Source organism: Tessaracoccus sp. MC1627, from assembly GCF_014164725.1.
Taxonomy (GTDB): domain Bacteria; phylum Actinomycetota; class Actinomycetes; order Propionibacteriales; family Propionibacteriaceae; genus Arachnia.
This window is the reverse complement of the sequence record NZ_JACJGA010000001.1, coordinates 369687-390691: the sequence shown is the minus strand read 5'-3', so window position 1 is coordinate 390691 and position 21005 is coordinate 369687. Positions and strand designations below refer to the sequence as shown.

Genomic DNA, 21005 nt, shown 5'->3' with positions numbered 1-21005 from the left:
CTCCTCACACCTCAGCCAGCAGAAGGGTGAGCGACCACTTCCCGGGTCACTCGGCGGCGGCCCCACTCCGCTGGCTGAGGTGCCGCGCAGCGGCCTCGAAGCCTACGAAACGTAGGCTGACAAGGTCACGTGTATTGGGCTTCGAGGGTCGTCGCTGCGCTCCTCACACCTCAGCCGGCGGTGGAGGGTGGTCAGGCGGCGGCGAGTTCGGTGTGGGTCATGAGGCGGTGCCAACGATTGTGGGGGAGCTCGGGGCGGAGCGTCGCCAGCCCCGTGGCGTACTTCGAGATGGACACGGGCCGGTGCCCGCGACCCCACAGCACCCGGTCCGCCACCGAGGGACTGGAGCTGGACTTCGTCTCGACGATCACCAGGCCGTCGGCCGTCCGCTCGTGGCCGGTCTGCCTGTCGAACCACGACAGGTGCGTGTCGAGCGTGGCGCGGGCGGCGCCGTCGGGCATCAGGAATGTGGACCGGGTGTAGGTGACGTCCAGGACCGGCGTGAGGTCCTCGTCGAGCCGGATCCGGTCCTCGCCGAGGGCCCCGGCGACGAAGTCGCGGGCGCCACCGTCGAGGTGCGGGATCGGCTCCTCCCACGCCACCCGGTGCTTGACCGTGCACCCGGCGCGGCGGGTCTTGACCTCCAGGTACTGGTCCCCGCTGTCCACGTAGCGGCGGGTGCGCACCTTGTAGCGGCGACCGCGACGATGGGCCGTGCCGAGGAAGCAGGTCAGTTCGGCGGTGTCGAAGTAGGTGGAGTGGTAGCCGAATCGACGGCGGCCGTCGATGTCCAGGACGCGGGCGTCGCGGGGCAGGCCGAGGACGAACGCGTCGGCCTCGGCGGAGGTGAGCACGTACTTGCGGTCCACCCGGGTGAGCAGCGCGGCCGTCCGGTTGAGCTCGTCGAGGGAGACCGGCTCGCGGGCGGCGAGACCGCGGAGCGGGAGTGTCGCGGCGGTCATCGTGCGTCCGTGAGGACGACGCGGCGGGTGAGGGCCGGCGTGGCGTCGCGGTAGCGGACGTCGACGGTGGTGGTGTCGTTGACCAGGTCCAGCCGCTGGACGCTGAGGTGCTTGACAGTGCCGCCCAGGCGATCCTGCAGGTAGCCGATCAGCGTGGCCTCGTCGGTGATGGCGCGGTCCACCACCACCACCTCCCGCTTGTAGCCGCGCAGCAGCATCCCGTGGTCGGCGACGAACATGCCCCCGAGAACCACGGCCATCAGGCTGAGCGCCATCACGGGCTCGGCGCCGAGGCCGCTGAGCAGACCCAGCGCCAGGGCGCTGAAGTAGTAGGCGATCTCGTGCTGGGCCAGCTCGTCGGAGCGGAGCCGGATGATGGACAGGACGCCGAAGAGCCCGAGCCCCAGGCCGGCGCCCACCGCGGTGGAGAGCAGGACGGAGCTGACCGCCATGATGCCGATGTTGACGCCGAGGTAGGCCACGACGAGGTCGCGGCGGCCGTGGCGGGGGAAGTACAGGCCGAGCGTCAGGATCAGGATGCCGACGATGTTGGCCAGGTACAGGATGGCGGTGGTGGTCACAGGGGTACTCCTCGGAGGTGGTTTCGGTGATGTACCTATTCCGCCAGCCGAGTCTGTGGGGTTACTGTGGGCGCCCTGCGCCGCCGCTATGAGTCCGTTCGGCGCCCAATGAGCATGCTGAACAATCATGCCTCGGCTGCGGCGCACCCGATCGGGCGATCTGGCACCCCTCCATCAGGATATGGACGTCAGAGCGGGAGGCCCCGGGATCGGAACAGGTTCGAGGGATCGTAGAGGCTCTTGACCGATGCCAACCGTTCGAAGTTCTCCCCGTGTGCCCGCCGGACCGCCGACGGGTCGGTCAGGTCATCGAAGTTGAGATAGGAGCCCACGCTCGAGAACGGCTGCAGGGTTTTCGCCGCGTCGCGCGCCCAGGCGATGTTGGCTCGGTCGTCGGCGGGGTCGTCCCAGTTGGATTCCAGCCCGATCATGTACGGCGAGGTCCGGTTGGCGATCGGCGTGCCGTCGGCGGGAACCACCGCGATGGCGCCGCCGTTGATCCAGATGTCCAGTGACGTCAGGGGCGAGGGCCGCCGGGCAGCCAGGTCGAGGATGGCCTCGGAGGCGTCCGGGCTGAGATCCACCAGGTGCGACGAGCGCCAGTAGTAGCGCCGGCCGCGCGGATAGTCCTCGTCGAAGAACTTCTGCGCCTCCACCCAGGGCACGACGCCGCTCATGTCGGTGAGGACGGTGCCGAGGTCGCGCAGCGGCGCGCAGACGCGCTCCCCATCGTCGACGTCCCCGATGTAGGGGCCGGCGATCCCGACGAACGGCTGTCCCCACAGCTCGCGGGGGAACGGTTCCGCCTCCGGGAAACTCCAACACACGGCGATGGAGCCGAACTCGTCCGGTGCGGACCCCACGAACTCGCGCAGGTTGGCCAGCACCTTCTTCCCCTCGCTCAGCGGGTAGGTCAGGAACGGCAGGTACACGTCAGGGCCGACGGGGTGCGCCTCGTACTCGAGGGCCGTCACCACGCCGAGGTCCCACCCGCCGCCGCAGAGGGCCCAGTACAACTCCGAGTGCTCCTCGATGGACGCGTGGACCAGGCGACCGTCGGCCGTCACGACGTCGGCGCCGGTCACGTTGTCGCAGCTCAGGCCGTGCTTGCGGCGCATCCAGCCGTAGCCGCCACCCAACGTCAGCCCCGCGACCCCCGTCTCGGACACCACACCCAGCGGCACCGCCAGCCCGTGCTTCTGGGTGGCCGCGTCGACGTCGCCGATCTGCGCCCCGCCCTCGGCGCGCACCAACCGCTGGACGGGGTCCACCCTCACGGCCCGCATCCGCCCCAGATCGATCACCAGGCCACCGTCGATGACTGAGGAGCCGGCCACGTGGTGGCCTCCGCTGCGCACGGAGATCCCCAGGTCCTGAGACCTGGCGAACCTGACCGCCTCGACTACGTCGTCCGTCCCTTGGCAGCTCACGATGGCCGCGGGCCTCTTGTCGATGGTGCCGTTCCACACGCGGCGTGCGGTGTCGTACTGGTCGTCCGCGGCTGAGAGCACCGAGCCGTGGACGCCGGCAGCGAGCTGAAGGAGAGCGTCCCTGTCCATCTCCGGAGTGTGCCTGCTCGCCCGCCGAAATCCGACGCTGACGAGGGCGATCACTGGCGGCGCGCGCCTCACCAGCGACGACGCTGCGGCGTTCGGCTCGCCGCACCCCTTTATGGGCGGTCCCGGCCGGTCTCGGCCCCTTGGAGTCTGGCCGCGATGACGGCGGCCTCAGTGCGCGAGCCGACGCCGAGCTTGCGCAGGATGGCGGACACGTGGACGCTGGCAGTCTTGTCGCTGATGAACAGGTGCTTCCCGATCTCGCGGTTGGTGAGGCCCTCAGCCACCAGGTGGAGGACCTGCCGCTCGCGGTCCGTGAGATGCGCAGGGGCTTGGGTGGAGTGGGGCACCGCCGCCAACAGATGCGCCCGGCTTCTCAGCTCGGTGACCTTCCGCAGGGTCAGCAGGTCATGGATCCGCCCCGACAGGTGCGCCGCCTGGTCCAGCGTCTCCTCGGCCGCAAGCCGGTCTCCCGACATGATCTGTACCTCACCGAGCCGGAAGAGGGCATCCGAGTGGTACTGGATCGGGACCCGTCCCCGCTCCGCGGCGGCCACGGCCTCGTGCCAGGCGCCGACGTCGGTGCCCGCGCCGTCGGCGCCCCCCAGCCGGGCCTCCACGAGGGCGCGCCAGTCGGCCACCACCTCCCACAGGGCGAGGCTGTCGAGGGTGGAGCGGAGCCGCTGCTCGGCGGCGGCGAAGGGATAACCCTCGCCGGAAAGGATGCCGTCGGCATGGGAGCTCCGCAGAGCGGCCACCACCTCCGCGCCGAGCACCGTGAGCCTCAGGGCAGCGCGGCTCGCCACCGACTGATGGCCGTCCCACAGGCGCTCGACCTGCTCCCACGCGGCCGGCAGATCGTCGACGGCGAGCGCAACCGCACCGACCGCCCGCGCAACCGTCAGCCTTCCGGTTGCGCTCCGGCGGGCGCCGTCGATCGCCTGGGCGTGCTGCCGCATCAGGTCCCGGGCCTGGCCGGCCCGGTCCCGGAGGCGCAGGATGTCCATCTGGGCCAACCTGCAGTAGCCGCCGGCGAAGGTCCACGGCCCCAACCCGATCAGTTCCTGCCCCATCCGCTCGGCGGCGGGCAGGTCCCCCAGATCGAGGTGGACGTTCATCACGTGCAGCGAGATGGCGCTCCCCCAGCTGCGCTGCCGCCACGTCTCGCGCGCCAACGTCAACGCGGCAAGGCCTTCCTCGAGCGCTTCACGATGCCGTCCGACGAGGCGCAGCAGGTCCAGCCGCAGGCCGGAGGCGCGCAGGAAGGCATCCGGGTCCGCGTTCATGGCCTGTACCTCGGCCAGGCCCTCGAGGGCGCCGTCGACATCGCCGGAGTATCCGCGGATCGAGGAGATCGAGGTGAGTGCGCGTGCGAACTCGGCCCGAGCCTTCCCCTTGACGCGGTCTGATGCGTCACCCTCCATCAGCACTCTCGCACCCTCCAGCGCCTCCTGGAGCCTGCCCCATCCGACCTCCGGGTCGCCGTAGAAGGCCTGGGCGATCCCGAGCCCACAGGTCACCCGGACGCGCGCCAACCGGTCCAGGTCGTCGCCGTCCGGCGGCAGCTCCGCGTACGCGGCCTCGGCCAGCTCGCAGATCCCGGGCTGCCCCAGGCCTTGGGCGAAGATCGTCTGCTCATGCAGGAGCAGCGCGCGACTGCGGTGATCGTCGGCCGCGCACCGCGCCAGCTCACGCTGCAGGAGCGCCAGCGACCGCGGGTCTGCCGTCTCCATGAACAGGGCCGCAACGTCCAGAACGAAGTCGGTGCGGGTGCAACCCGCGACCGTCGGCGCGTCGGGCACCGCGGACCACAGCTCCAGCGCCTGCTCGCCGAACGAGGCTGCGCTCACCAGCGCCCCCGTCGCCCTGGCCTCGCGGGTGGCCCGGAGCAGGGCCTGGAAGGCGCGCGGCCAGTTGCGGACCTTGGTCCAGTGGTGGGCGATCTGGGCGGCGCTCCCGGCCCCGCCGGCCCTCTCCAACTCCTCCGCGTACCGGGCGTGGAAGCGTGCGCTCTCCCCCGGCAACAGTTCGCCCTCGATCGCCTCCTGGCTGAGCGCGTGGCGGAAGGCGTAGCTGGTGTCCCGCGCGGAGAGGATGTGCGCCTCGACCGCCTCTCGCAGCGCGGCCTCCAGCTCAGACGGGTCGCCATCATGGACTGCCTCGACGAGGTCGTGCGGCACGGACACCCCGCCTGCCGCCAGCATCCGCAACACGGCCTGGGTGGGCGGGCCGACCCCGTGGTAGCGGGCGAGCACCACATCGCGCAGGGACTCCGGGAGGGCGTGTCCGTCGAGGGCGACGAGCTCCTCCACCAGGAACGGCACGCCGTCGCTCCTGCGCGACAGGGCGGAAACATCGACGCTGTGGTCCGGGCCGCGGAGGTGGGCCACCTGCGCCTCAATTTCCTCCAGGGAGAGCCGACGAAGGTCGATGCGGAACACATGCCGCATCCGCTGCAGCTCGACCAGGAACGGCCGCAGGGGATCGGTCCTGCCCACCTCGTCGGTCCGGTAGCTGAGGGCGAGCATGAGGCGGCCGCCCCGGAATCGCCCCATCACGGCGCGCAGCAGGTCGAGGGTCGCGGCGTCGGCCCACTGCAGGTCCTCAAGCACCACCAGGACCGGGGTGATCCTGGACAGGCCGACGAGGAGGTCGCGGACGGCCTCGTGGAGCTGCTCGCGGTCTGCGCGCTCTGTTTCGCCGCCGTCCAATTCCGGGACGAGGGCGGCCAGTGTGGCGAGACGGACGGGCCCCGCCACCGCGCTGACAGTGTCGGCACCGAAGGCCGCGACCAGGTCCCGCAGCGCCTCGCGCACGGGCTCGAACGGGGTGGCGAACCGGCCCATGCCCACGCAGTGCCCCACCGCAACGGCAGTGTCGGACCCCAGGCCGGCGGCGAAATCACGCAGCAGCCTGGTCTTCCCGATGCCTGCCTCACCGGCGATGATCACGCCCCTCGGCACGTTGTCCAGTGAGGCGCGGAACAGGTCTCGCAGATGAGCCAGCTCCCAGTCCCTGCCGACGATGACAGGGCTGACCGTGGCGTCAGTCATGCCTCATGGTGACACACCAACCGACCCCCACCAAGGGTCACTCAATCGGGGCCGCGGAAGGCTCCTCAGGCACCCAGTGGCGCATGGCGCCTGGGGATGTGGAATCCCTTGAGCAGATCGGACAGGCCCTCCCAGAGGGACCAGTGATGGTTCGGGTCGCTGGGCGTCAGTCCGCGACGTTCGGCGACGATCCGACGGCGTTCCGCATCGAAGGCGACGTCCGCGGCGCGGTCCCGGTAGACCGACGACGCGAGGTTGATCTCGAGCTGTGACATGGCTGCCTTTCCTCTGGCTCTCCCCCCATGGGGCCATGGGTCAACACTCCGCTCTAAGGGGGGTGGCCGGCATCAGGCAGGTGCCTTAGTTCTGCGCGCGTGGGCTTGGGGCGGCGCAGACGTCGAGGCCTGAGGGGGATCCAGATCGGCGGGAGACTGGCGGCGTGACCAATGTTTGTATAAGCTTTGTTCAATGTTAGTCACTGAGGAAGGGCGAGCCATGCTCCGCAACGATCGAATCCGGCAAGTCGTCATCACCGCGAGCGCGGTCTTCATGATCATCGGCACCCTCTTCGGCATCGGAGTGATCGGCACCCGCGTCGAGGAGAGCGCCGGCGGCAGCCTGTCCGCCACCGCGACCCTCGTCGCCCCCGCGGTCAGCGCGTTCTCGATCTGGTCGGTCATCTACGCCGGACTCATCGCCTACGTAGTGTGGCAGTGGCTGCCGGCCAACACGACCACCGCCCGCGCCCGCTCCATCGGATGGCTGGCCGCGGCGTCGATGGTGCTCAACGCCTCCTGGCTCCTGGTCACGCAGGTGGGCTGGCTGTGGGCGAGTGTCGCGGTGATCGTCGCCCTCGCGCTGGTGCTCGGCGAGCTGGTCCGACGGCTGACCGCGCTCCCCGCCGACGCCGACCGCCCCGCCACGACGTGGGCCGAGCGCTTCATCGTCGACGGCACCTTCGGGCTGTACCTCGGCTGGGTGTCGGTGGCCACCGTCGCCAACATCACCGCGACCCTCGTGGATTCCGGCGTCAACCCAGCGGCTCCCGTCTCGGAGTACCTGGCTGTCGCGGTGCTGGCGGTGGCCGCCGCGCTGGGCGTCATTCTTGCGAAGGCGTTCGGCGGCCGGTTCGGCGTGGCCGCCGCCATGGCCTGGGGCCTGGGCTGGATCGCTGTGGGACGCCTCACCGACGCGCCGGCGTCCACGCTCACCGGGGTGGCGGCTGCGGTCGCGGCGGCTGTGATTGTCGCGGCGGCGGTGGCCGTCCGGCTGCGCACCTCGTCGTCGGTCGAGTCCCGGGCGGCGCACGCGACCGCCTGACCCGACCCGCGGGCTGAGGAGCGAGGAGCGCAGCGACGAGCCCCCACCGCGGGCTGAGGTGCGAGGAGCGCAGCGACGAGCCCCCACCGCGGGCTGAGGTGCGAGGAGCGCAGCGACGAGCCTCGAAGCCTAAGAAACGCACGTTGTCAGCTCACGTTTCATAGGCTTCGAGGCCGCTTCGCGGCACCTCAGCCAGCAGGGAAAGCAACACGCAGCACCTCCCGCTGGCTGAGGAGCGAGGAGCGCAGCGACGAGCCTCGAAGCCTAAGAAACGTACCTAGTCAGCTCACGTTTCAAAGGCTTCGAGGCCGCCACGCGGCACCTCAGCCAGCGGGGAAAGCGCCACGCGGCACCTCAGCCAGCGGGAGTGGCGACCGGGGGTAGGTCCTTCACCGCGGGACCCTCGAGCAAGGCCCCGTCGGCCGCGAACCTGGAGCCGTGCAGCGGACAGTCCCATGACCTCTCCGCATCGTTCCACCGCACCACCCCACCCAGGTGGGTGCACACGCCAGACACCCGGCAGGTCACACCGCCGACCGTCGACACCGCCTCAGGGAGGCCCCGCGAACCCCGGCCGACGACGCCCTCCCCCTCCGAGGGGGGCCCGTCGGGGAGGGCACGCAGCTCAGCCTGAACCCAGTCCTGCGCGATGGTCGCGGCCACCTTGAGGTTGGGCGCGACGGCGCTGACCACTGCCTTGGGCTTGGGTCGCCGCGACAGTAGCGTCTCCGCCCACGCCATGGATCCGTCGAGGATCTGCGCGCTGAGGCTGAGCGCCGCCGCGACCCCGTTGGTCATGCCCCACTTGTTGTAGCCCGTGGCGACGAAGATCTTCCCGCCACCTCGGGGCATGGGCCCGACGAACGGCACGCGGTCCACGGCCTGGTAGTCCTGCGCGGACCAGGCGTGCAGGGGTTCTGCGCCGGGGAAGTTCTCCTGCGCCCACCGTCGGAGATCCGCGACGGCCTCCGCCTCGGAGTCGGTGCGGCCCACGACGTGCCCGTTGCCGCCCACCATGAGCAGCTCGCCGTCGTCGACGGGGACCGTGCGGAGTGATCTCGACGGACTGTCCGCGCTCAGATACATGCCCTGCGGGATGGCGCCAGGCACGCGGTAGGTGGTGGCGTAGGAACGCATCGGGGCGAGCTTGGCGAAGTAGCCGCCGCGGTCCAGGATGGGGCTGCCGGTGGCGAGGATGAGTCGGTCGGCGGTGAGGGTGCCGCGCGTGGTGGTGACGGTGACGATGCGGCCCGGGTCCGCGTCGGTGACCCGGGCGTCCTCGACGAGCACGCCCCCGTGCGCGGCGAGCTCGGCCAGGAGGACGTCGAGGACCAGCAGCGGGTGGATCTGCACCTGGTCCGCCAGAGAGATGGCTCCGGCCACCTTGAACGGCAGCTCGGTGTCGACGGTCCACTCGGCCTCGAGGCCCGACGCGCGGCAGGCGTCGAGTTCGGCGCGCAGGCCCATCACGGCGTCGTCGCCCGCCACGTAGGTGTAGGCGGTCCTGCGCTGGTACGCCACGCCGCGATCCTCGAGCAGCCGCACCAGCCACGCCTGCCCCTCCCTGTTGCCCTCGACGTAGGCGCGGAGCACGTCGTCGGACTGGTGGGACCGGAGGTCGGAGAGGACGGTGCCCTGAAGCAGCGACACCTTCGCGGTGGTGTTTCCGGTGGCGACGGCGCCCACTGATCGCGCCTCGATGACGACGACGCGCTGGCCGGACCTGGCCAGCAGCGCCGCGACGGTGAGGCCCGTGATCCCGGCACCGGCGATGACGGTGTCCAGGTGTGCGCCCTCCGGGAACGGGCCCGACGGCGCGCTCAGGGTGGGGTGGGTGACGAACCAGACTGACTTCATGGACTCCATGCCCCATCATCGCCCCGGCCGGGTCGTGGCCCCGGCCGGTTGGCGAAATCAGGTCCGGATTCCGCCCCTTCCCCGCGCCTCCGTCCGGCCGTTAGGGTGAGCCATGAGCGAGCGTGCCCCCGTCGAGCGGGTCGATGCAGTGGTAGTGGGATCAGGCTTCGGGGGGTCCGTGACGGCCTTTCGGCTCGCCGAAGCGGGACACGCGACGGTCCTTTTGGAGCGCGGCCGCCCATATCCACCAGGAAGTTTCGCGCGGAATCCGCACGAGATGAGCCGTGCCTTCTGGGAGCCGAAGGACGAGCTGTTCGGCCTGTTCGACATCAAGTCCTTCCGCAAGCTGGAGGCGGTGGTCTCCAGCGGCCTGGGCGGCGGTTCCCTGATCTACGCCAACGTGCTGCTGCGCAAGGACGAGAAGTGGTTCGTGGCCGACTCACCGCTCCCCGGCGGCGGCTAGGAACACTGGCCGATCAGCCGCGCGGACCTGGAGCCGCACTACGACGCGGTGGAGGCGATGCTGACCCCCGTCCCGTCGCCCTACCCGGACCTGCCGAAGACGAGGGCTTTGCGCGAGGCAGCGGAGTCGTTGGGGCTGGACGTGATCCACCCTCCCCTGGCCATCTCCTTCTCGGCCACCCCGCACGGGGCGCCCGCGATGAAGCAGATCATCGCGCCCCCGGAGTACGGGAACCTGCACGACACCACCCGCCTCACCTGTCGACTCTGCGGCGAGTGCGACATCGGCTGCAACGAGGGCGCCAAGAACACCCTGGACCACACCTACCTCTCGGCCGCGGTCCACCACGGGGCCGACATCCGCCCCCACTGCGAGGTCTCGGGCATCGTCCCGCTGAGCGGCGGCGGCTACTCCGTGAGCTACACCGAGTACGGCGACCCGCTTGAGGACAACGGCCACCGCACGCGCACCACCCGCACCCTCCACTGCGACCCGACTGTTCCTGGCCGCAGGTGCGCTAGGCACCACCACCCTCCTGCTGCGCAACCGGGTGAACCTGCCCGGCCTGAGCCGGGCGTTGGGGTCGCGGTTCTCCGGCAACGGCGATCTCCTCACCTTCGCGATGGGCGCCCGGGTGGAGACCGAGTCCGGGAACCCTCGGCTCATCGACGGCAGCCACGGCCCCGTCATCACCACGTCGATCCGCGTCCCCGACGCCCTCGACGGAGACCCGCAGCACCACCGCGGGTACTACGTGCAGGAGGCCGGGTTCCCCGAGTTCGCCAATTGGCTGATCGAGACCGCCCAGGTGACGTCGTCGCTCCAGCGCGCGGCGAAGGTGGCGCGCGAGATCCTGCTGCACCGCCTTCGGGGGCAGAACGAATCGACCATCTCGGCGGAGGTCGCTGGGCTGGTGGGTCAGGGACGCCTGGGCTCGAGCTCGCTGCCGATGCTGGGGATGGGCCGGGATGTCGCGGACGGACGCGTGGTCCTGAGGGACGGCCAGATCGACGTCGACTGGTGCAGCGCCACGTCGATGCGCTACTTCACCGCCATGCGCGAGACCATGCGGGCGATGTCGGACAAGCTGAACGCCGACTTCCACGACAACCCGCTGTGGTGGACGAAACGCGTCGTGACGGTGCACCCGCTCGGGGGCGCGCCGATGGGCCGCTCTCCCCATGACGGGCTGGTCGACGCGCACGGCGAGGTGTTCGGCCACCCAGGCCTCTTCGTCGTCGACGGCGCCGCGATGCCCGGCCCCGTGGGTCCGAATCCGGCGCTCACCATCGCCGCGAACGCGGACCGGATCGTGGAGCGGGTGCTGGAATCGGCCCCTGCCGGGCGTCGGGCCGACGAGAACGACGACGACCTGCCGGGATCCGCGCCGGCCGCTCCCCTCGACGGCGACACCGTCGAGTTCACCGAGCAGATGAAAGGCTTCCTGGCGCTCGGCGAGACGGATCCCGTCGTCGGCTGGAAGCGGGCGCGGCTGGTGAATCAGCGGTTCATGTTCGAGCTGACCATCACCGTCCCCGACGTGGGACGGTTCCTCGCCGACGACCTGCACCCCGGGACCGCGTCGGGGTACGTGCGCTGCGAGGAGTTGGGCGGGAAGCTTCCTGTGGAGCGGGGCTTCTTCAATCTGTTCGTCGCCACGGAGTTCGCCGCCACGCGGGAGATGCGCTACCGGCTGTGGTTCCGTGACCTCGCCGGTGCGCCGGTGACGATGTACGGCTTCAAGACCGTGCGCAACGACCCGGGGTTAGACATCTGGAAGGACACCTCCACCCTGTACATCACGCTGCTCAAGGGGCATGTGCCGCCCGGCGGCGACGGGCCGGTCCTCGGCGCCGGGCTCCTCCGCATCCTGCCGCGCGACTTCGCCCGCCAGCTCACCACGTTCCGCGCGGACGGCCGGACCCCGCTGCGCTCGTTGGGCAGGTTCGGCACCCACTTCGCGCGCACCTTGACCGATACCTACGGGCCCGTTCGCAAGGAGGACCGATGAGCACCCCGGTACAGATCCGGCCCACCACCCGCGCCGACCATCGGGTCACCCACCACGTGATCGCCGCGCGCGACGGGCACCCGATCACCCTGCTGCGGATCCGCGGCAGGCATGAGCCGACGAGGGAGCCGGTGATCCTGGTGCACGGCGCGGGGGTCCGCGGGGAGATCTTCCGGCCACCGGTGCCGCGGACGTTCGTCGACGCGCTGATCGACGACGGGTGGGACGTGTGGCTGCTCAACTGGCGGGCGTCGATCGACCTCGACCCGGTTGCGTGGACCCTCGACGACGCCGCCGCGTGGGACCATCCGGCCGCCGTCGACTACGTGGCCGAGGCGACCGGGTCACCGACAATGAAGGCGGTCATCCACTGCCAGGGCTCCACCTCGTTCGCCATGGCCGCCGCGGCGGGGCTGCTGCCTCAGGTCACCACGATCGTCTCGAACGCCGTCTCGTTCCACCCCGTGATCCCGCCGGTGTCGGTGTTCAAGATCCGTCGGCTTCGGCCGCTCCTCCAGCCGCTCAGCCCGTACCTGAACCCGGCGTGGGGCGACGAGCCGGACTCGCTGTTCGCGCGCGCCACCAGGGCGGCGGTGAACCTGACGCACCGCGAGTGCGACAACTCCGTGTGCCGGCAGGTGAGCTTCACCTACGGCGCGGGCAGGCCTGCGCTGTGGTCCCATGCCAACCTGGATGCGGACACGCACGAGTGGATCCGCGGCGAGTTCGGGAAGGTGCCGATGAGCTTCTTTGCGCAGATGGACGCCTCGGTCCGCGCGGGGCACCTGGTGTCGGTGTCGCGGAGGGAAGGGCTCCCGGACGACTACGGAGTGAGCGCGCCCCAGACCGCCGCCCGGTGGGTGCTCTACGCCGGGCGCAACAACCGCTGCTTCCTGCCCGAGAGCCAGGAGCGCACTCATCGGTGGCTGGAGGGGGTGGAGCCGGGGCGGCATGCGCTGCGCGTGGTGCCCGGGTACGGTCACCTGGACATTTTTCTGGGCCACGACGCGGCGCGGGACGTGTTCCCGGGGATGCTGGCCGAGTTGGCCCGCTGACCATCGTCGGCCGTTCCTGGCGCCTATCCGTTGGCTGAGCGCCCAGCGCCGCAGTCCCTACCGGCGGCTGAGGCGACAACCGCGGAACGACGCCCCTACCGCTGGCTGAGGCGCGAGGAGCGAAGCGACGAGCCTCGAAGCCTAAGAAACGATCCTTGTCAGCTCCTGTTTCCTGGGCTTCGAGGCCGCTGCGCGGCACCTCAGCCAGCGGTTCCGGAGCTCAGCCGGCGAGCAACCTGACCAGCACCCTCCGGTAGCCGGCTCGGAGCACCCGCGCCGCCGTCGGCTGGAGGAGTTCCGGCAGCCACGGGAGATGGACACTCTGCTCCCATCGGACCGCGCTTCCGCCGGCCGACGGCCTGGCGGTGACCTGCACGACACCGCGGATGACGCGACCCCGCTTCACGATGGTCGCCGCCGCGTCGGGCGCGAAGGTGAGTGCCTCGATGCGCATGTGGTCATCGAAGCCGAACCGGCCCACGCCGGTGCGGCCGACGAACCGCGACCCCACCGTCAACTCGTCCGCCGAAACCGCCAGGGTCACCCTGGTCAGCGGGATGAGGCGGTCATGGGCGCGGAGGTCGAGGAGGCGGCGCAGGGCCTGGTCGGACGGGCATGCGGCCGGGAGTTCGACGGTGAAGTGGGCCCGGATCATCGCCCAATCCTAGGCGGCCCCGGGCCGGGCGAGGTCCGGTCTGCAACTTGCTATCCATAGAGCGGTTTCTGCGTATATACACACAAGCCGCTCTCTGGATAGCAAGTTGCAGACAGCTTCGGGCCAGCGCCCAGGGGTATCGTGAGGAGATGAGGTTTGCTTGATGTTCTGCCGTGTATCTGCCGTTGTCGGCGCCGTTTGCATCGCGCTCGGCGTCTCAGGCTGCGCCCCCGCGCTGCCCTCACCCTCGCCGACGACGAGCCGGTCGGCGACGTCGACGGCCGCACCCACCCCGGATGCCACCCAGTCGGCAAACCCCGCATCTTCACCGTCGCTGCTCGACTTCACCACGCAGACCGTTCTCCTCCCCGAATTCCACGAGCTCGCGCCGCCCTGGGAGGAGCTGTTCACGCTCCCCTACGGCGACGGCGAGGACCGGCTCGGCACCTCCCCCGGCGGCGAGGGCCTCGAATGGGGCCCCAGCTACGGCACGCAGCTGCCCGACGGCACCTGGTGGTTCCTCGACACCGCCAACTTCCGCCTGGCCCACTTCGACGAGGGCGGCTCGTACCTCGGCGACGCCCCCCTCCCCGAGGAGCACCTCGCCCAGGGAGAGTTTCTTCAATGGCAGTCCCCGCAGGCGCTGGCCGACGGCACCGTCGTGCTGCAGAGCACCACCCCCGACCGCCCCGGGATGCTGAGGCTGGCCCCGGACGGCACGTTCTCCCGGGTGGAGCTGGACCGGTTCCCGGGGCTCAAAGGCACCGACGGCACCAGCCTCTTCGGCTTCGACGAGGATGGCCGCCCCGTCGTGGTGGACCCGGCAGATGGCTTGCTCGCGCAGGTGGATTCCTTCGTCGGGCAAGGTGGGCTGAGCTATTTCGTCGAGGCGGAGCCAGGGAGCGTCTCGGTCCAGCTCGGCGACCTGGCGCTGCCCATCCCGCTTGAGGCGGCGGACCACCCCGACGCCCTGGTGTATCCCTCGATCGAGGCGGCCACGGGCACCGACGGAGTTCTCACGCTCCTGGTGAGCGGGATCGCGGAGGTGGAGACCGGCGTGGCGGTTGACGCCTCAGCCGTGCTGCGCATCGACGCGGCGGGGGCGGGCACCGTCGAGCCCGTTCCCATGCTCACCAGCGAGGCCGACCCGGGCGACGGCGCCCGCCTGGGCATCCGGCTCGGGGATGATCGCCCGTGGCTGATGGCTGTCGACGCGGACGCCCTCCGGGTCTACCGCCGTGGGTGAGGAGTGGGCCGCGGGTCTGGCCGCAGAGCTCGACGCCGAGCTTCGCGCGCGGGCGGTCCCCGAGCGCGCCGCGGGCGAGAAGGCCTACCTCAAAAGCGAGTTGACGCACTACGGGGCATCGATGCCGGCGATGCGCGCCGCTGTCCGCGCGGCCATGGCGGGGGTCACGCTGGGCCACGACGAGTTGGTCGCGCTCGTCGAGGCGCTGTGGGCCGAGCCGGTGCATGAGCGTCGCGCGGCCTCCGTCGACCTTCTGGAGACACGCCGCGGGCTCCTGGGGGTGGCGGATGCCGACCTGCTCGAGCGGCTGCTGCGGGAGTCGCGGACCTGGGCGCTGGTGGACTCGTTAGCCGGCTCCGTCGTCGGCCCGGTCTCCGACGGCGACCCGTTATGGGGTCCCGTCCTGGACGGATGGGCCTCCGACGACGACTTCTGGATCAGGCGTTCGGCGCTGCTGGCCCACCTGATCCCGCTGCGCACCGGGGGCGGGGACTGGGCGCGCTTCGCCCGCTACGCCGACGCCATGCTGGAGGAGAAGGAGTTCTTCATCCGCAAGGCGATCGGGTGGATCCTCCGCGACACCGCCCGACGGCGGCCGGAGTATGTCTTCGACTGGCTGCTGCCGCGCGCGGGCAGAGCGTCGGGAGTGACGATCCGAGAGGCGGTCAAGTACCTCGCGCCGGAGCAGCGGGAAGCCGTTCTGGCCGCCCGCTGATCCGAACGTTCAGGCTGGTGGTGGCGGGGGCGGAGTCGGTGGTGGCGGGGGCGGGGCCTCGTCGGTGGGCCAGCCGTCGTCCCACGCGGGCGGCAACGGCATCAGCCGTGGACCGTCCTGCTCGTACGGGCCCTGGTCCAGGCGGAACGGCGGGTACTCGTCGGTCATGAGGAGGGAGTAGGCCGTGACACGCAGCTGCCATCGGTTGAACCCCATGACCACGCGGTAGACCTGCTGCGGGTAGGCGCCGGAGACCAGCACGATGATGAGCGCGATCAGGACCAGGATCGGCACGAGGCCCGGCCAGTTGGTGTCCGTGGTGACCTGCCCGGCCTCGTCGTTGTGGGGGCGGGTGAAGCCGAAGAGGATGGCCAGGATGATGTAGTGCGGGATGGCCAGCAGCCACCACTTCACCAGGACCAACCCGCGGGAGAGCCGCTCGGGGTAGCGAACGTCCAGCCGCGCAGGATAGTCGGGCACGTCGGCGAGCGTGAACGGCGGATATCGGTCCGTGGCGCCGACGCTGTAGAGGTAATACGCCAGGCGCCAGCCCCAGCGCATGACGCCGACGAGGTAGTCGAACGCCCCGCGCGGGTACCGGCCGGTGATGAGGATCGCGAGCAGCGCCCAGAACCAGGCGAACACCGCCCCGATCGCGAGGAAGGCGAGCGCGATGTAGTGAGGGAAGGCCAGGAGCCACTTCACCAGCCAGAGCGCTCGCGACACCTCGGGTCGCTCAGCGCCTTCGACGGTGACAGGGGAATCGGGACCGCGGAACGTATCCATGTCCATGGCCGAATCGTCCCAGATGTGGGCGTCCGGCGGCGGAACGGTGATGAGACGCGCAGCAGCACGGGTCCCCTCGGCAGTGCCACCCATCAGCTGGCTGAGGGGGCGAGGAGCGAAGCGACGAACCCACCCCCGCAGGCTGAGGAGCGAGGAGCGCAGCGACGATCCCACCCCCGCAGGCTGAGGAGCGAGGAGCGAAGCGACGATCCCACCCCCGCGGGCTGAGGAGCGAGGAGCGCAGCGACGAGCCTCGAAGCCTAAGAAAAGTGACGCTCTCAGCTCGCCTTTCTTAGGCTTCGAGGCCGCTGCGCGGCACCTCAGCCAGCGGGTGGGCGCCGCTGCGCGGCACCTCAGCCAGCGGGTGGGCGTGGGATCCGACGCCGGACGTCGGCCACCGTGGATGGGCCCGGCTCCCACGCCGCGACCCACGGCAGGTCGTCGGCGATGTGCAGGACCCCGTCCTCCAGCCCCGCGTGGTGCCCGTCGAGCACACGGCGGGCCAGGTGACGGTCGCTGCGGTCCGAGTTGTGCCACAGCGCGCCGAACAGGGCATCCACCCGAATCCTGGCCTGCTCGCAGAACGCCCCGGCCAGCTCCACGCCCTCGGTGTTGCTGTCCCGCTCGGCGGTGGCGCGCACGCAGGAGGCCGACATGGCAAACAGCTCGGCGCCGATGTCGACGATCCGGCCAAGGTAGGCCTGACGATGCTCCAACCTGCCCTGCCAGCGCGCCATCCCGGCGAAGATCGCCCGGGCCAGGCGCCTGGCTGCCCGCTCCACGTAGCGCAGATGCTCGGCCAGCGCGCCGTGCTCCCGGTACGCGCCGGGCACGGTGCCGGCACCGACGGCGAGCATCGGCAGCCACCTGGCGTAGAAGCCCGACGCCCGCGCCACAGCCTCCGCCCGCGCACGTGTCGTCGCCTCGGGATCGATGATCTCGCCGGCCACCTCGAGGTGGACGTCAACGGCCTCGCGGGCGATGAGGAGGTGCATGATCTCGGTGGAGCCCTCGAAGATCCGGTTGATCCGCATGTCGCGCAGGAGCTGCTCGACTTCGGCCGGGCGCTCGCCCCGGGCGGCCAGCGACTCTGCCGTTTCGTATCCTCGCCCGCCGCGGATCTGGACCAGGTCGTCGACGATCCGCCACCCCATCTCGGAGGCGTAGAGCTTGACCAGGGCTGCCTCGATGCGGATGTCGTTGGCGTCGTCGTCGGCCAGCATGCCGGCCAGGTCCAGCATCGACTCCATGCCGTAGGTGGTGGCCGCGATGAACGCGATCCGGGTGGCGATGGCCTAATGGTCGCCCACGCGCCGCCCCCATTGGACCCGCTCCCCGGCCCAGCCGCGCGCGACGTGCAGCGACCACTTCGCCGCGCCGACGCACATCGCGGGCAGCGACAACCTGCCGGTGTTGAGGGTGGCCAGCGCGATCTTGAGGCCCTTGCCGGTGGCGCCCAGCACGTTGGCGGCAGGCACGCGCACCTGATGGAACCGGATGAGCGCGTTCTCGATCCCGCGGAGGCCGACGAACGCGTTGCGGCGCTCGACGGTGATGCCGGGCGAGTCCGCCTCGACGATGAACGCCGTGATGCCGCCCTTACTCCCGGGGGTGGCCGGGACGCGAGCCAGCACGACGAACAGGCTGGCGATGGTGCCGTTGGTGGCCCACAGCTTGAGCCCGTCGAGGACGTAGAAGTCGCCGTCGGGAGTGGCCGTGGTGGCAAGGCGGGCGGGATCCGATCCGACGTCGGGCTCGGTCAGCAGGAACGCGGAGACCTCACCGGCGGCCACCCTCGGAAGATACTGGTCCTTCTGGGCGGTGGTGCCGAACATCTTGACCGGCTGCGGCACGCCGATGGACTGGTGGGCCGAGAGTGTCGCGGAGACCGCGGGGTTGGCCGACCCGATCAGCGTGAGCGCCTTGTTGAAGTAGTACTGGCTGAGGCCCTGGCCGCCGTACGACTCGGGGACCTTCATCCCGAAGGCCCCGATGTCGGCGAGCTCCGCGAAGGTCTCGTCGGGGATGCTGGCCTCGCGTTCGATGCGGGCGCCGTCGATCCGGCGGCACACCTCCTCGACCCGCGTGAGGTAGCTCTCACCCTTGGCCTTGGCCGCCGGGCTGGGCGTAGGCCAGGGCTCGATGAGATCGAGCCGCAGTCTGCCGAGGAAGAGCTCCTTGCCGAAGCTGGGCTTCGTCCACTCGGTCTGTCGTGCCGCCTCCGCAACCGTGCGGGCCTCGCGGGCGCTGGGACCTTGGGTGGGCGTGGATGTGGGGTGAGTCGCGGTGCTCATGATGCCCTCCAGGAACGCATTCCACGATACTCCTGGGCGGTCGCTCCTGCGGCGGGCACTGCTACCCCCAGCGAGATGGCCTCCTCCGCGGCACCTCAGCCAACGGGATGGGCGGGGAGTGGCTCCGGGGGTGCGTCGAAGAAGCGGGTGTCGCGGGCGAAGGCGCGGAAGAACGCGAAGATGAAGCCCATCCGCTCCTCGTAGCACTCCCAGGTGGTGGCCGAGCTGCCGGCCACGTCGACCGTCAGCGCATGCTCGAAGCGTTCGGCCAAATCACACAGGTCGGCGTGCGCGAGGTGGTCGAGCACCTCCGGGTAGCGGAGCCCGCCCAGGTAGGACGGCGGGGGTACGTCGCGGCACACATCGATCGGCCCGTCAGGGGTGTAGACGTCGACGAAGCGGGTCACGATCCGCCCGAAGAGCCCGCCCAGCGGCATGGCCTCGTCGATCAGCGAGTCAGCGATCCACTGCTCGTGCGCGGCCACCCGCACGTTGCCCAGCAGCATCAGCTCCGCGACGGCCCGGTCCGCCTCGTCGTCGAGCTCCTCCTTCACCGCCAGAGCCCGCAGCTCAAGGGCCGACTGGTATGCGGTCAGCGCCGCAGCCAGATCTGGGGCCTCGCCGAAGAGCGGATCCGCGACGGCGACCTCGAGCGCCAGGCGGGTGGGCCCACCCGCCCGCGCCACCTCGTCGAGCCAGCGGACGAAGCGGGGCGCGACGTCGGCGATGATCGTCCGGTTGCCCTCAGCGACCGCGGCCGAGGTGCCGGGGTCGAGGCCGAACGGCAGCGCGTCGCGACGGATCACCCGGCCGGCGGACGCGCTCGCCCAGGCGCCGAACGCGAGCCAGTTGACGTCAGAGCGGCCGACGAGTTCGGCGACTGAGTGGGCGAGGTCGCGGTAGCAGGCGGTGATGGCCACGTTGCGCGTCACCGGATCTGTGAGTGCGACCACCTCGGCGACCGCCAGCTGCGACGGATAAGGCATGGTTCATGCTAGGCGGGAGGGCGTGGCCGCCGCCAGCGCACCTCAACATGCCGCTCGCGCGCCAGCTTCTCGATCAGGTAGCTGACCTCCTGGTTGGCGTACCGGTCGTGGGAGTCGCGGACGTCCGAGCGGCCGCCAAACAGCGCGTCTGCCTCGTCGAACAGCAGCACCTGGCCGGCGCGCTCCGCCGCGTCGAACACCTCGGCCAGATTCTTCTCCGTCTCGCCGATGTAGCGCGAGACCACGCGCGACAGGTCGACGGTACGCACAGTCTGCGCGTCGATGCGCCTGCGTCCCACGAGACCGAACGGCTGGGTATCGCCGTCCGCGGGCTCTCCTGGCGCCTGGGTCTGCAGCGTGAGGCGGTGGACGTCGAACTCGGCGGGCCTCACCGTCGCGATGAACACCTCGAGGATCAGCCGTCCCGCCTCCACATCCGCCTGGGTCATGGTCTGGCCCAGTCCGCACCGTGCCCCGTAGGCATGCTCCGGCTTGGTGCCCTGCAGCGCGCCCTGGCGCCAGAGGTCGAAGAGGAAGTTCTCCACCGTCGTCCGCACCTGCACCCAGAGGGGCACGTCGTTGGGCTCGAACACCACGAAACCCAACCCCGCGGCGATGGAGGCAAGGACGTGGTCGGTGAGCCGGCGGACCGACAGGTACCGCTTGGGTGGCTCGATGCTCTGGGCGCCGGCAAGGGTGCGCGCCCCCCACACCAGGCGGCCCCGGCCGGGGAACTCACGGAGGGCATTGACGCCCTCCTGGGTCAGCAGCTCGCCCGCCTCCTCGCCGAGCGCCTCGGTGAACCCATCGATGCCGTGCAGCGCGATGTTGGCGGGGGCCTTCCACACCCCGCGCTCGGCGTCGGATCGGGAGATCGCGCCCGCGACGGCTCCCGAGGGCGGGACCTGCACCCCGCCGACGACGAGCCATGGGTGATAGGCGGCTGCTCGCTCACGGTATGGTCCCGTCTGCTGCACCGTCGCCCTGGCAACGGCGTCGAAAGGGCCTGCGGGGAGGTCGAGCAGCAGCACGGAGCGGTGGGCCGCGCAGAAGGTGAGCGCGGCGGTCACGTGCTGGTGATGGGCGGCCGTGAGCCCGGGGATCGCGAGGACGGTCACGCCGGAATCTTCGAGGGCGTTGAGGCCCGAGGCGCCGTCGACGGGCACGAGTTGCTCCGGGGCGGGCCCTGCCGCCCGGACGACGATCGCGCTGGTGCCCCCGTTGGCGAAGAACAGGTCGACGGCGTGGCCCAGTGGCTGGTCCGCGCCGAGACTGGGGCCGAAGGTCGCGTGATACTCGCCCGGGCTGGTGACCGTGACCGGCGTCTCCACCGGCCCCTGGCTGCAGGCGCCGACGAACCCCGTCACCGAAGTGGGCAGCGGCTGAATGGCTGTGCCGGAGGGGATTTCCTCGATGTAGGGCATCTGTCCACTGTGGCTGACGGATCAGCGCCTGGCAAGACCAT

At 70.7% G+C, this 21005-nt stretch carries 17 protein-coding genes and 2 pseudogenes; 7 read left to right on the top strand and 12 right to left on the bottom strand.

The window, feature by feature from the left end; genetic code table 11:
* Window positions 1–191: 191 nt before the first annotated feature.
* The 5 genes from H5399_RS01705 to H5399_RS01685 all read right to left on the bottom strand — a co-directional run bounded on the left by H5399_RS01705 (window position 192) and on the right by H5399_RS01685 (window position 6427).
* On the bottom strand, window positions 192–962 hold the full coding sequence (locus H5399_RS01705) for a polyphosphate polymerase domain-containing protein (protein ID WP_182781293.1): 771 nt from the start codon (window positions 960–962) through the stop codon (window positions 192–194).
* Window positions 959–1543, bottom strand: coding sequence for a DUF4956 domain-containing protein (locus H5399_RS01700; protein ID WP_370585665.1), 585 nt, complete (start codon window positions 1541–1543; stop codon window positions 959–961). The genes H5399_RS01705 and H5399_RS01700 overlap by 4 nt, the downstream gene beginning before the upstream one ends.
* A 188-nt stretch (window positions 1544–1731) precedes the next feature.
* On the bottom strand, window positions 1732–3102 hold the full coding sequence (locus H5399_RS01695; protein WP_182781291.1) for an FAD-binding oxidoreductase: 1371 nt from the start codon (window positions 3100–3102) through the stop codon (window positions 1732–1734).
* Between the two features lie 110 nt (window positions 3103–3212).
* A complete protein-coding gene (locus tag H5399_RS01690) occupies window positions 3213–6152 on the bottom strand; it encodes a LuxR family transcriptional regulator (protein ID WP_182781290.1) in 2940 nt (979 codons plus the stop codon).
* 65 nt (window positions 6153–6217) lie between these two features.
* On the bottom strand, window positions 6218–6427 hold the full coding sequence (locus tag H5399_RS01685) for a hypothetical protein (protein ID WP_182781289.1): 210 nt from the start codon (window positions 6425–6427) through the stop codon (window positions 6218–6220).
* Between the two features lie 220 nt (window positions 6428–6647).
* Between H5399_RS01685 and H5399_RS01680 the strand changes: the two genes are divergently transcribed.
* Entirely contained in the window at window positions 6648–7472 is an 825-nt protein-coding gene (locus tag H5399_RS01680; RefSeq protein WP_182781288.1) for a tryptophan-rich sensory protein, read from the top strand.
* A gap of 354 nt (window positions 7473–7826) precedes the next feature.
* On the opposite strand, the gene H5399_RS01675 is transcribed toward H5399_RS01680, so the two are convergent.
* Complete coding sequence (locus H5399_RS01675; protein WP_182781287.1) at window positions 7827–9338, bottom strand: FAD-dependent oxidoreductase; 1512 nt, start codon at window positions 9336–9338, stop codon at window positions 7827–7829.
* Window positions 9339–9441: 103 nt separating this feature from the next.
* On the opposite strand from H5399_RS01675, the pseudogene H5399_RS17745 reads away from it, so the two are divergent.
* Together H5399_RS17745 and H5399_RS17740 are read left to right on the top strand one after the other, a co-directional pair.
* Window positions 9442–9558, top strand: a pseudogene (locus H5399_RS17745) (NAD(P)-binding protein); the annotation flags it as partial.
* Between the two features lie 48 nt (window positions 9559–9606).
* On the top strand, window positions 9607–9792 hold the full coding sequence (locus tag H5399_RS17740; protein WP_255422071.1) for a hypothetical protein: 186 nt from the start codon (window positions 9607–9609) through the stop codon (window positions 9790–9792).
* A gap of 80 nt (window positions 9793–9872) precedes the next feature.
* Here the strand turns inward: H5399_RS17740 and H5399_RS17470 are convergent, their stop codons facing one another.
* Window positions 9873–10049: a hypothetical protein gene (locus H5399_RS17470; RefSeq protein WP_220490703.1), complete on the bottom strand. Its 177-nt coding sequence runs from the start codon at window positions 10047–10049 to the stop codon at window positions 9873–9875.
* 185 nt (window positions 10050–10234) lie between these two features.
* Between H5399_RS17470 and H5399_RS01670 the strand changes: the two genes are divergently transcribed.
* Together H5399_RS01670 and H5399_RS01665 are read left to right on the top strand one after the other, a co-directional pair.
* Window positions 10235–11803 carry a GMC family oxidoreductase gene (locus tag H5399_RS01670; protein WP_220490701.1) on the top strand — a complete coding sequence of 523 codons (1569 nt, stop codon included), beginning with the start codon at window positions 10235–10237 and terminating at the stop codon, window positions 11801–11803.
* Entirely contained in the window at window positions 11800–12858 is a 1059-nt protein-coding gene (locus H5399_RS01665; RefSeq protein ID WP_182781286.1) for an alpha/beta fold hydrolase, read from the top strand. Before H5399_RS01670 ends, H5399_RS01665 begins: the two co-directional genes overlap by 4 nt.
* A 220-nt stretch (window positions 12859–13078) precedes the next feature.
* Here the strand turns inward: H5399_RS01665 and H5399_RS01660 are convergent, their stop codons facing one another.
* A complete protein-coding gene (locus H5399_RS01660) occupies window positions 13079–13513 on the bottom strand; it encodes an SRPBCC family protein (protein ID WP_182781285.1) in 435 nt (144 codons plus the stop codon).
* A gap of 163 nt (window positions 13514–13676) precedes the next feature.
* Between H5399_RS01660 and H5399_RS01655 the strand changes: the two genes are divergently transcribed.
* Both H5399_RS01655 and H5399_RS01650 read left to right on the top strand, forming a co-directional pair.
* On the top strand, window positions 13677–14759 hold the full coding sequence (locus H5399_RS01655; RefSeq protein ID WP_182781284.1) for a hypothetical protein: 1083 nt from the start codon (window positions 13677–13679) through the stop codon (window positions 14757–14759).
* Window positions 14752–15474: a DNA alkylation repair protein gene (locus tag H5399_RS01650; RefSeq protein WP_182781283.1), complete on the top strand. Its 723-nt coding sequence runs from the start codon at window positions 14752–14754 to the stop codon at window positions 15472–15474. The genes H5399_RS01655 and H5399_RS01650 overlap by 8 nt, the downstream gene beginning before the upstream one ends.
* Before the next feature lie 9 nt (window positions 15475–15483).
* Here H5399_RS01650 and H5399_RS01645 read toward each other — a convergent pair whose 3' ends face one another.
* From H5399_RS01645 to H5399_RS01630, 4 genes and pseudogenes are all read right to left on the bottom strand, one after another.
* On the bottom strand, window positions 15484–16434 hold the full coding sequence (locus H5399_RS01645; RefSeq protein ID WP_370585664.1) for a DUF4389 domain-containing protein: 951 nt from the start codon (window positions 16432–16434) through the stop codon (window positions 15484–15486).
* Between the two features lie 179 nt (window positions 16435–16613).
* Window positions 16614–18554, bottom strand: a pseudogene (locus tag H5399_RS01640) (acyl-CoA dehydrogenase family protein).
* A 95-nt stretch (window positions 18555–18649) separates the two neighbouring features.
* A complete protein-coding gene (locus tag H5399_RS01635; RefSeq protein WP_182781282.1) occupies window positions 18650–19540 on the bottom strand; it encodes a hypothetical protein in 891 nt (296 codons plus the stop codon).
* A gap of 8 nt (window positions 19541–19548) precedes the next feature.
* Window positions 19549–20964 carry a phage tail sheath subtilisin-like domain-containing protein gene (locus tag H5399_RS01630; protein WP_182781281.1) on the bottom strand — a complete coding sequence of 472 codons (1416 nt, stop codon included), beginning with the start codon at window positions 20962–20964 and terminating at the stop codon, window positions 19549–19551.
* Window positions 20965–21005: the final 41 nt, after the last annotated feature.

What these genes read in the sequence shown, in the direction of transcription:
- H5399_RS01665 (WP_182781286.1), top strand. Translation starts at nt 11,800, where the DNA reads ATGAGCACCCCGGTACAGATCCGGCCCACCACCCGCGCCGACCATCGG.
- H5399_RS01685 (WP_182781289.1), bottom strand. Translation starts at nt 6,427, where the DNA reads ATGTCACAGCTCGAGATCAACCTCGCGTCGTCGGTCTACCGGGACCGC.
- H5399_RS01655 (WP_182781284.1), top strand. Translation starts at nt 13,677, where the DNA reads ATGTTCTGCCGTGTATCTGCCGTTGTCGGCGCCGTTTGCATCGCGCTC.
- H5399_RS01660 (WP_182781285.1), bottom strand. Translation starts at nt 13,513, where the DNA reads ATGATCCGGGCCCACTTCACCGTCGAACTCCCGGCCGCATGCCCGTCC.
- H5399_RS01680 (WP_182781288.1), top strand. Translation starts at nt 6,648, where the DNA reads ATGCTCCGCAACGATCGAATCCGGCAAGTCGTCATCACCGCGAGCGCG.
- H5399_RS01705 (WP_182781293.1), bottom strand. Translation starts at nt 962, where the DNA reads ATGACCGCCGCGACACTCCCGCTCCGCGGTCTCGCCGCCCGCGAGCCG.
- H5399_RS01690 (WP_182781290.1), bottom strand. Translation starts at nt 6,152, where the DNA reads ATGACTGACGCCACGGTCAGCCCTGTCATCGTCGGCAGGGACTGGGAG.
- H5399_RS01675 (WP_182781287.1), bottom strand. Translation starts at nt 9,338, where the DNA reads ATGGAGTCCATGAAGTCAGTCTGGTTCGTCACCCACCCCACCCTGAGC.
- H5399_RS01635 (WP_182781282.1), bottom strand. Translation starts at nt 19,540, where the DNA reads ATGCCTTATCCGTCGCAGCTGGCGGTCGCCGAGGTGGTCGCACTCACA.
- H5399_RS17740 (WP_255422071.1), top strand. Translation starts at nt 9,607, where the DNA reads ATGAGCCGTGCCTTCTGGGAGCCGAAGGACGAGCTGTTCGGCCTGTTC.
- H5399_RS01695 (WP_182781291.1), bottom strand. Translation starts at nt 3,102, where the DNA reads ATGGACAGGGACGCTCTCCTTCAGCTCGCTGCCGGCGTCCACGGCTCG.
- H5399_RS01630 (WP_182781281.1), bottom strand. Translation starts at nt 20,964, where the DNA reads ATGCCCTACATCGAGGAAATCCCCTCCGGCACAGCCATTCAGCCGCTG.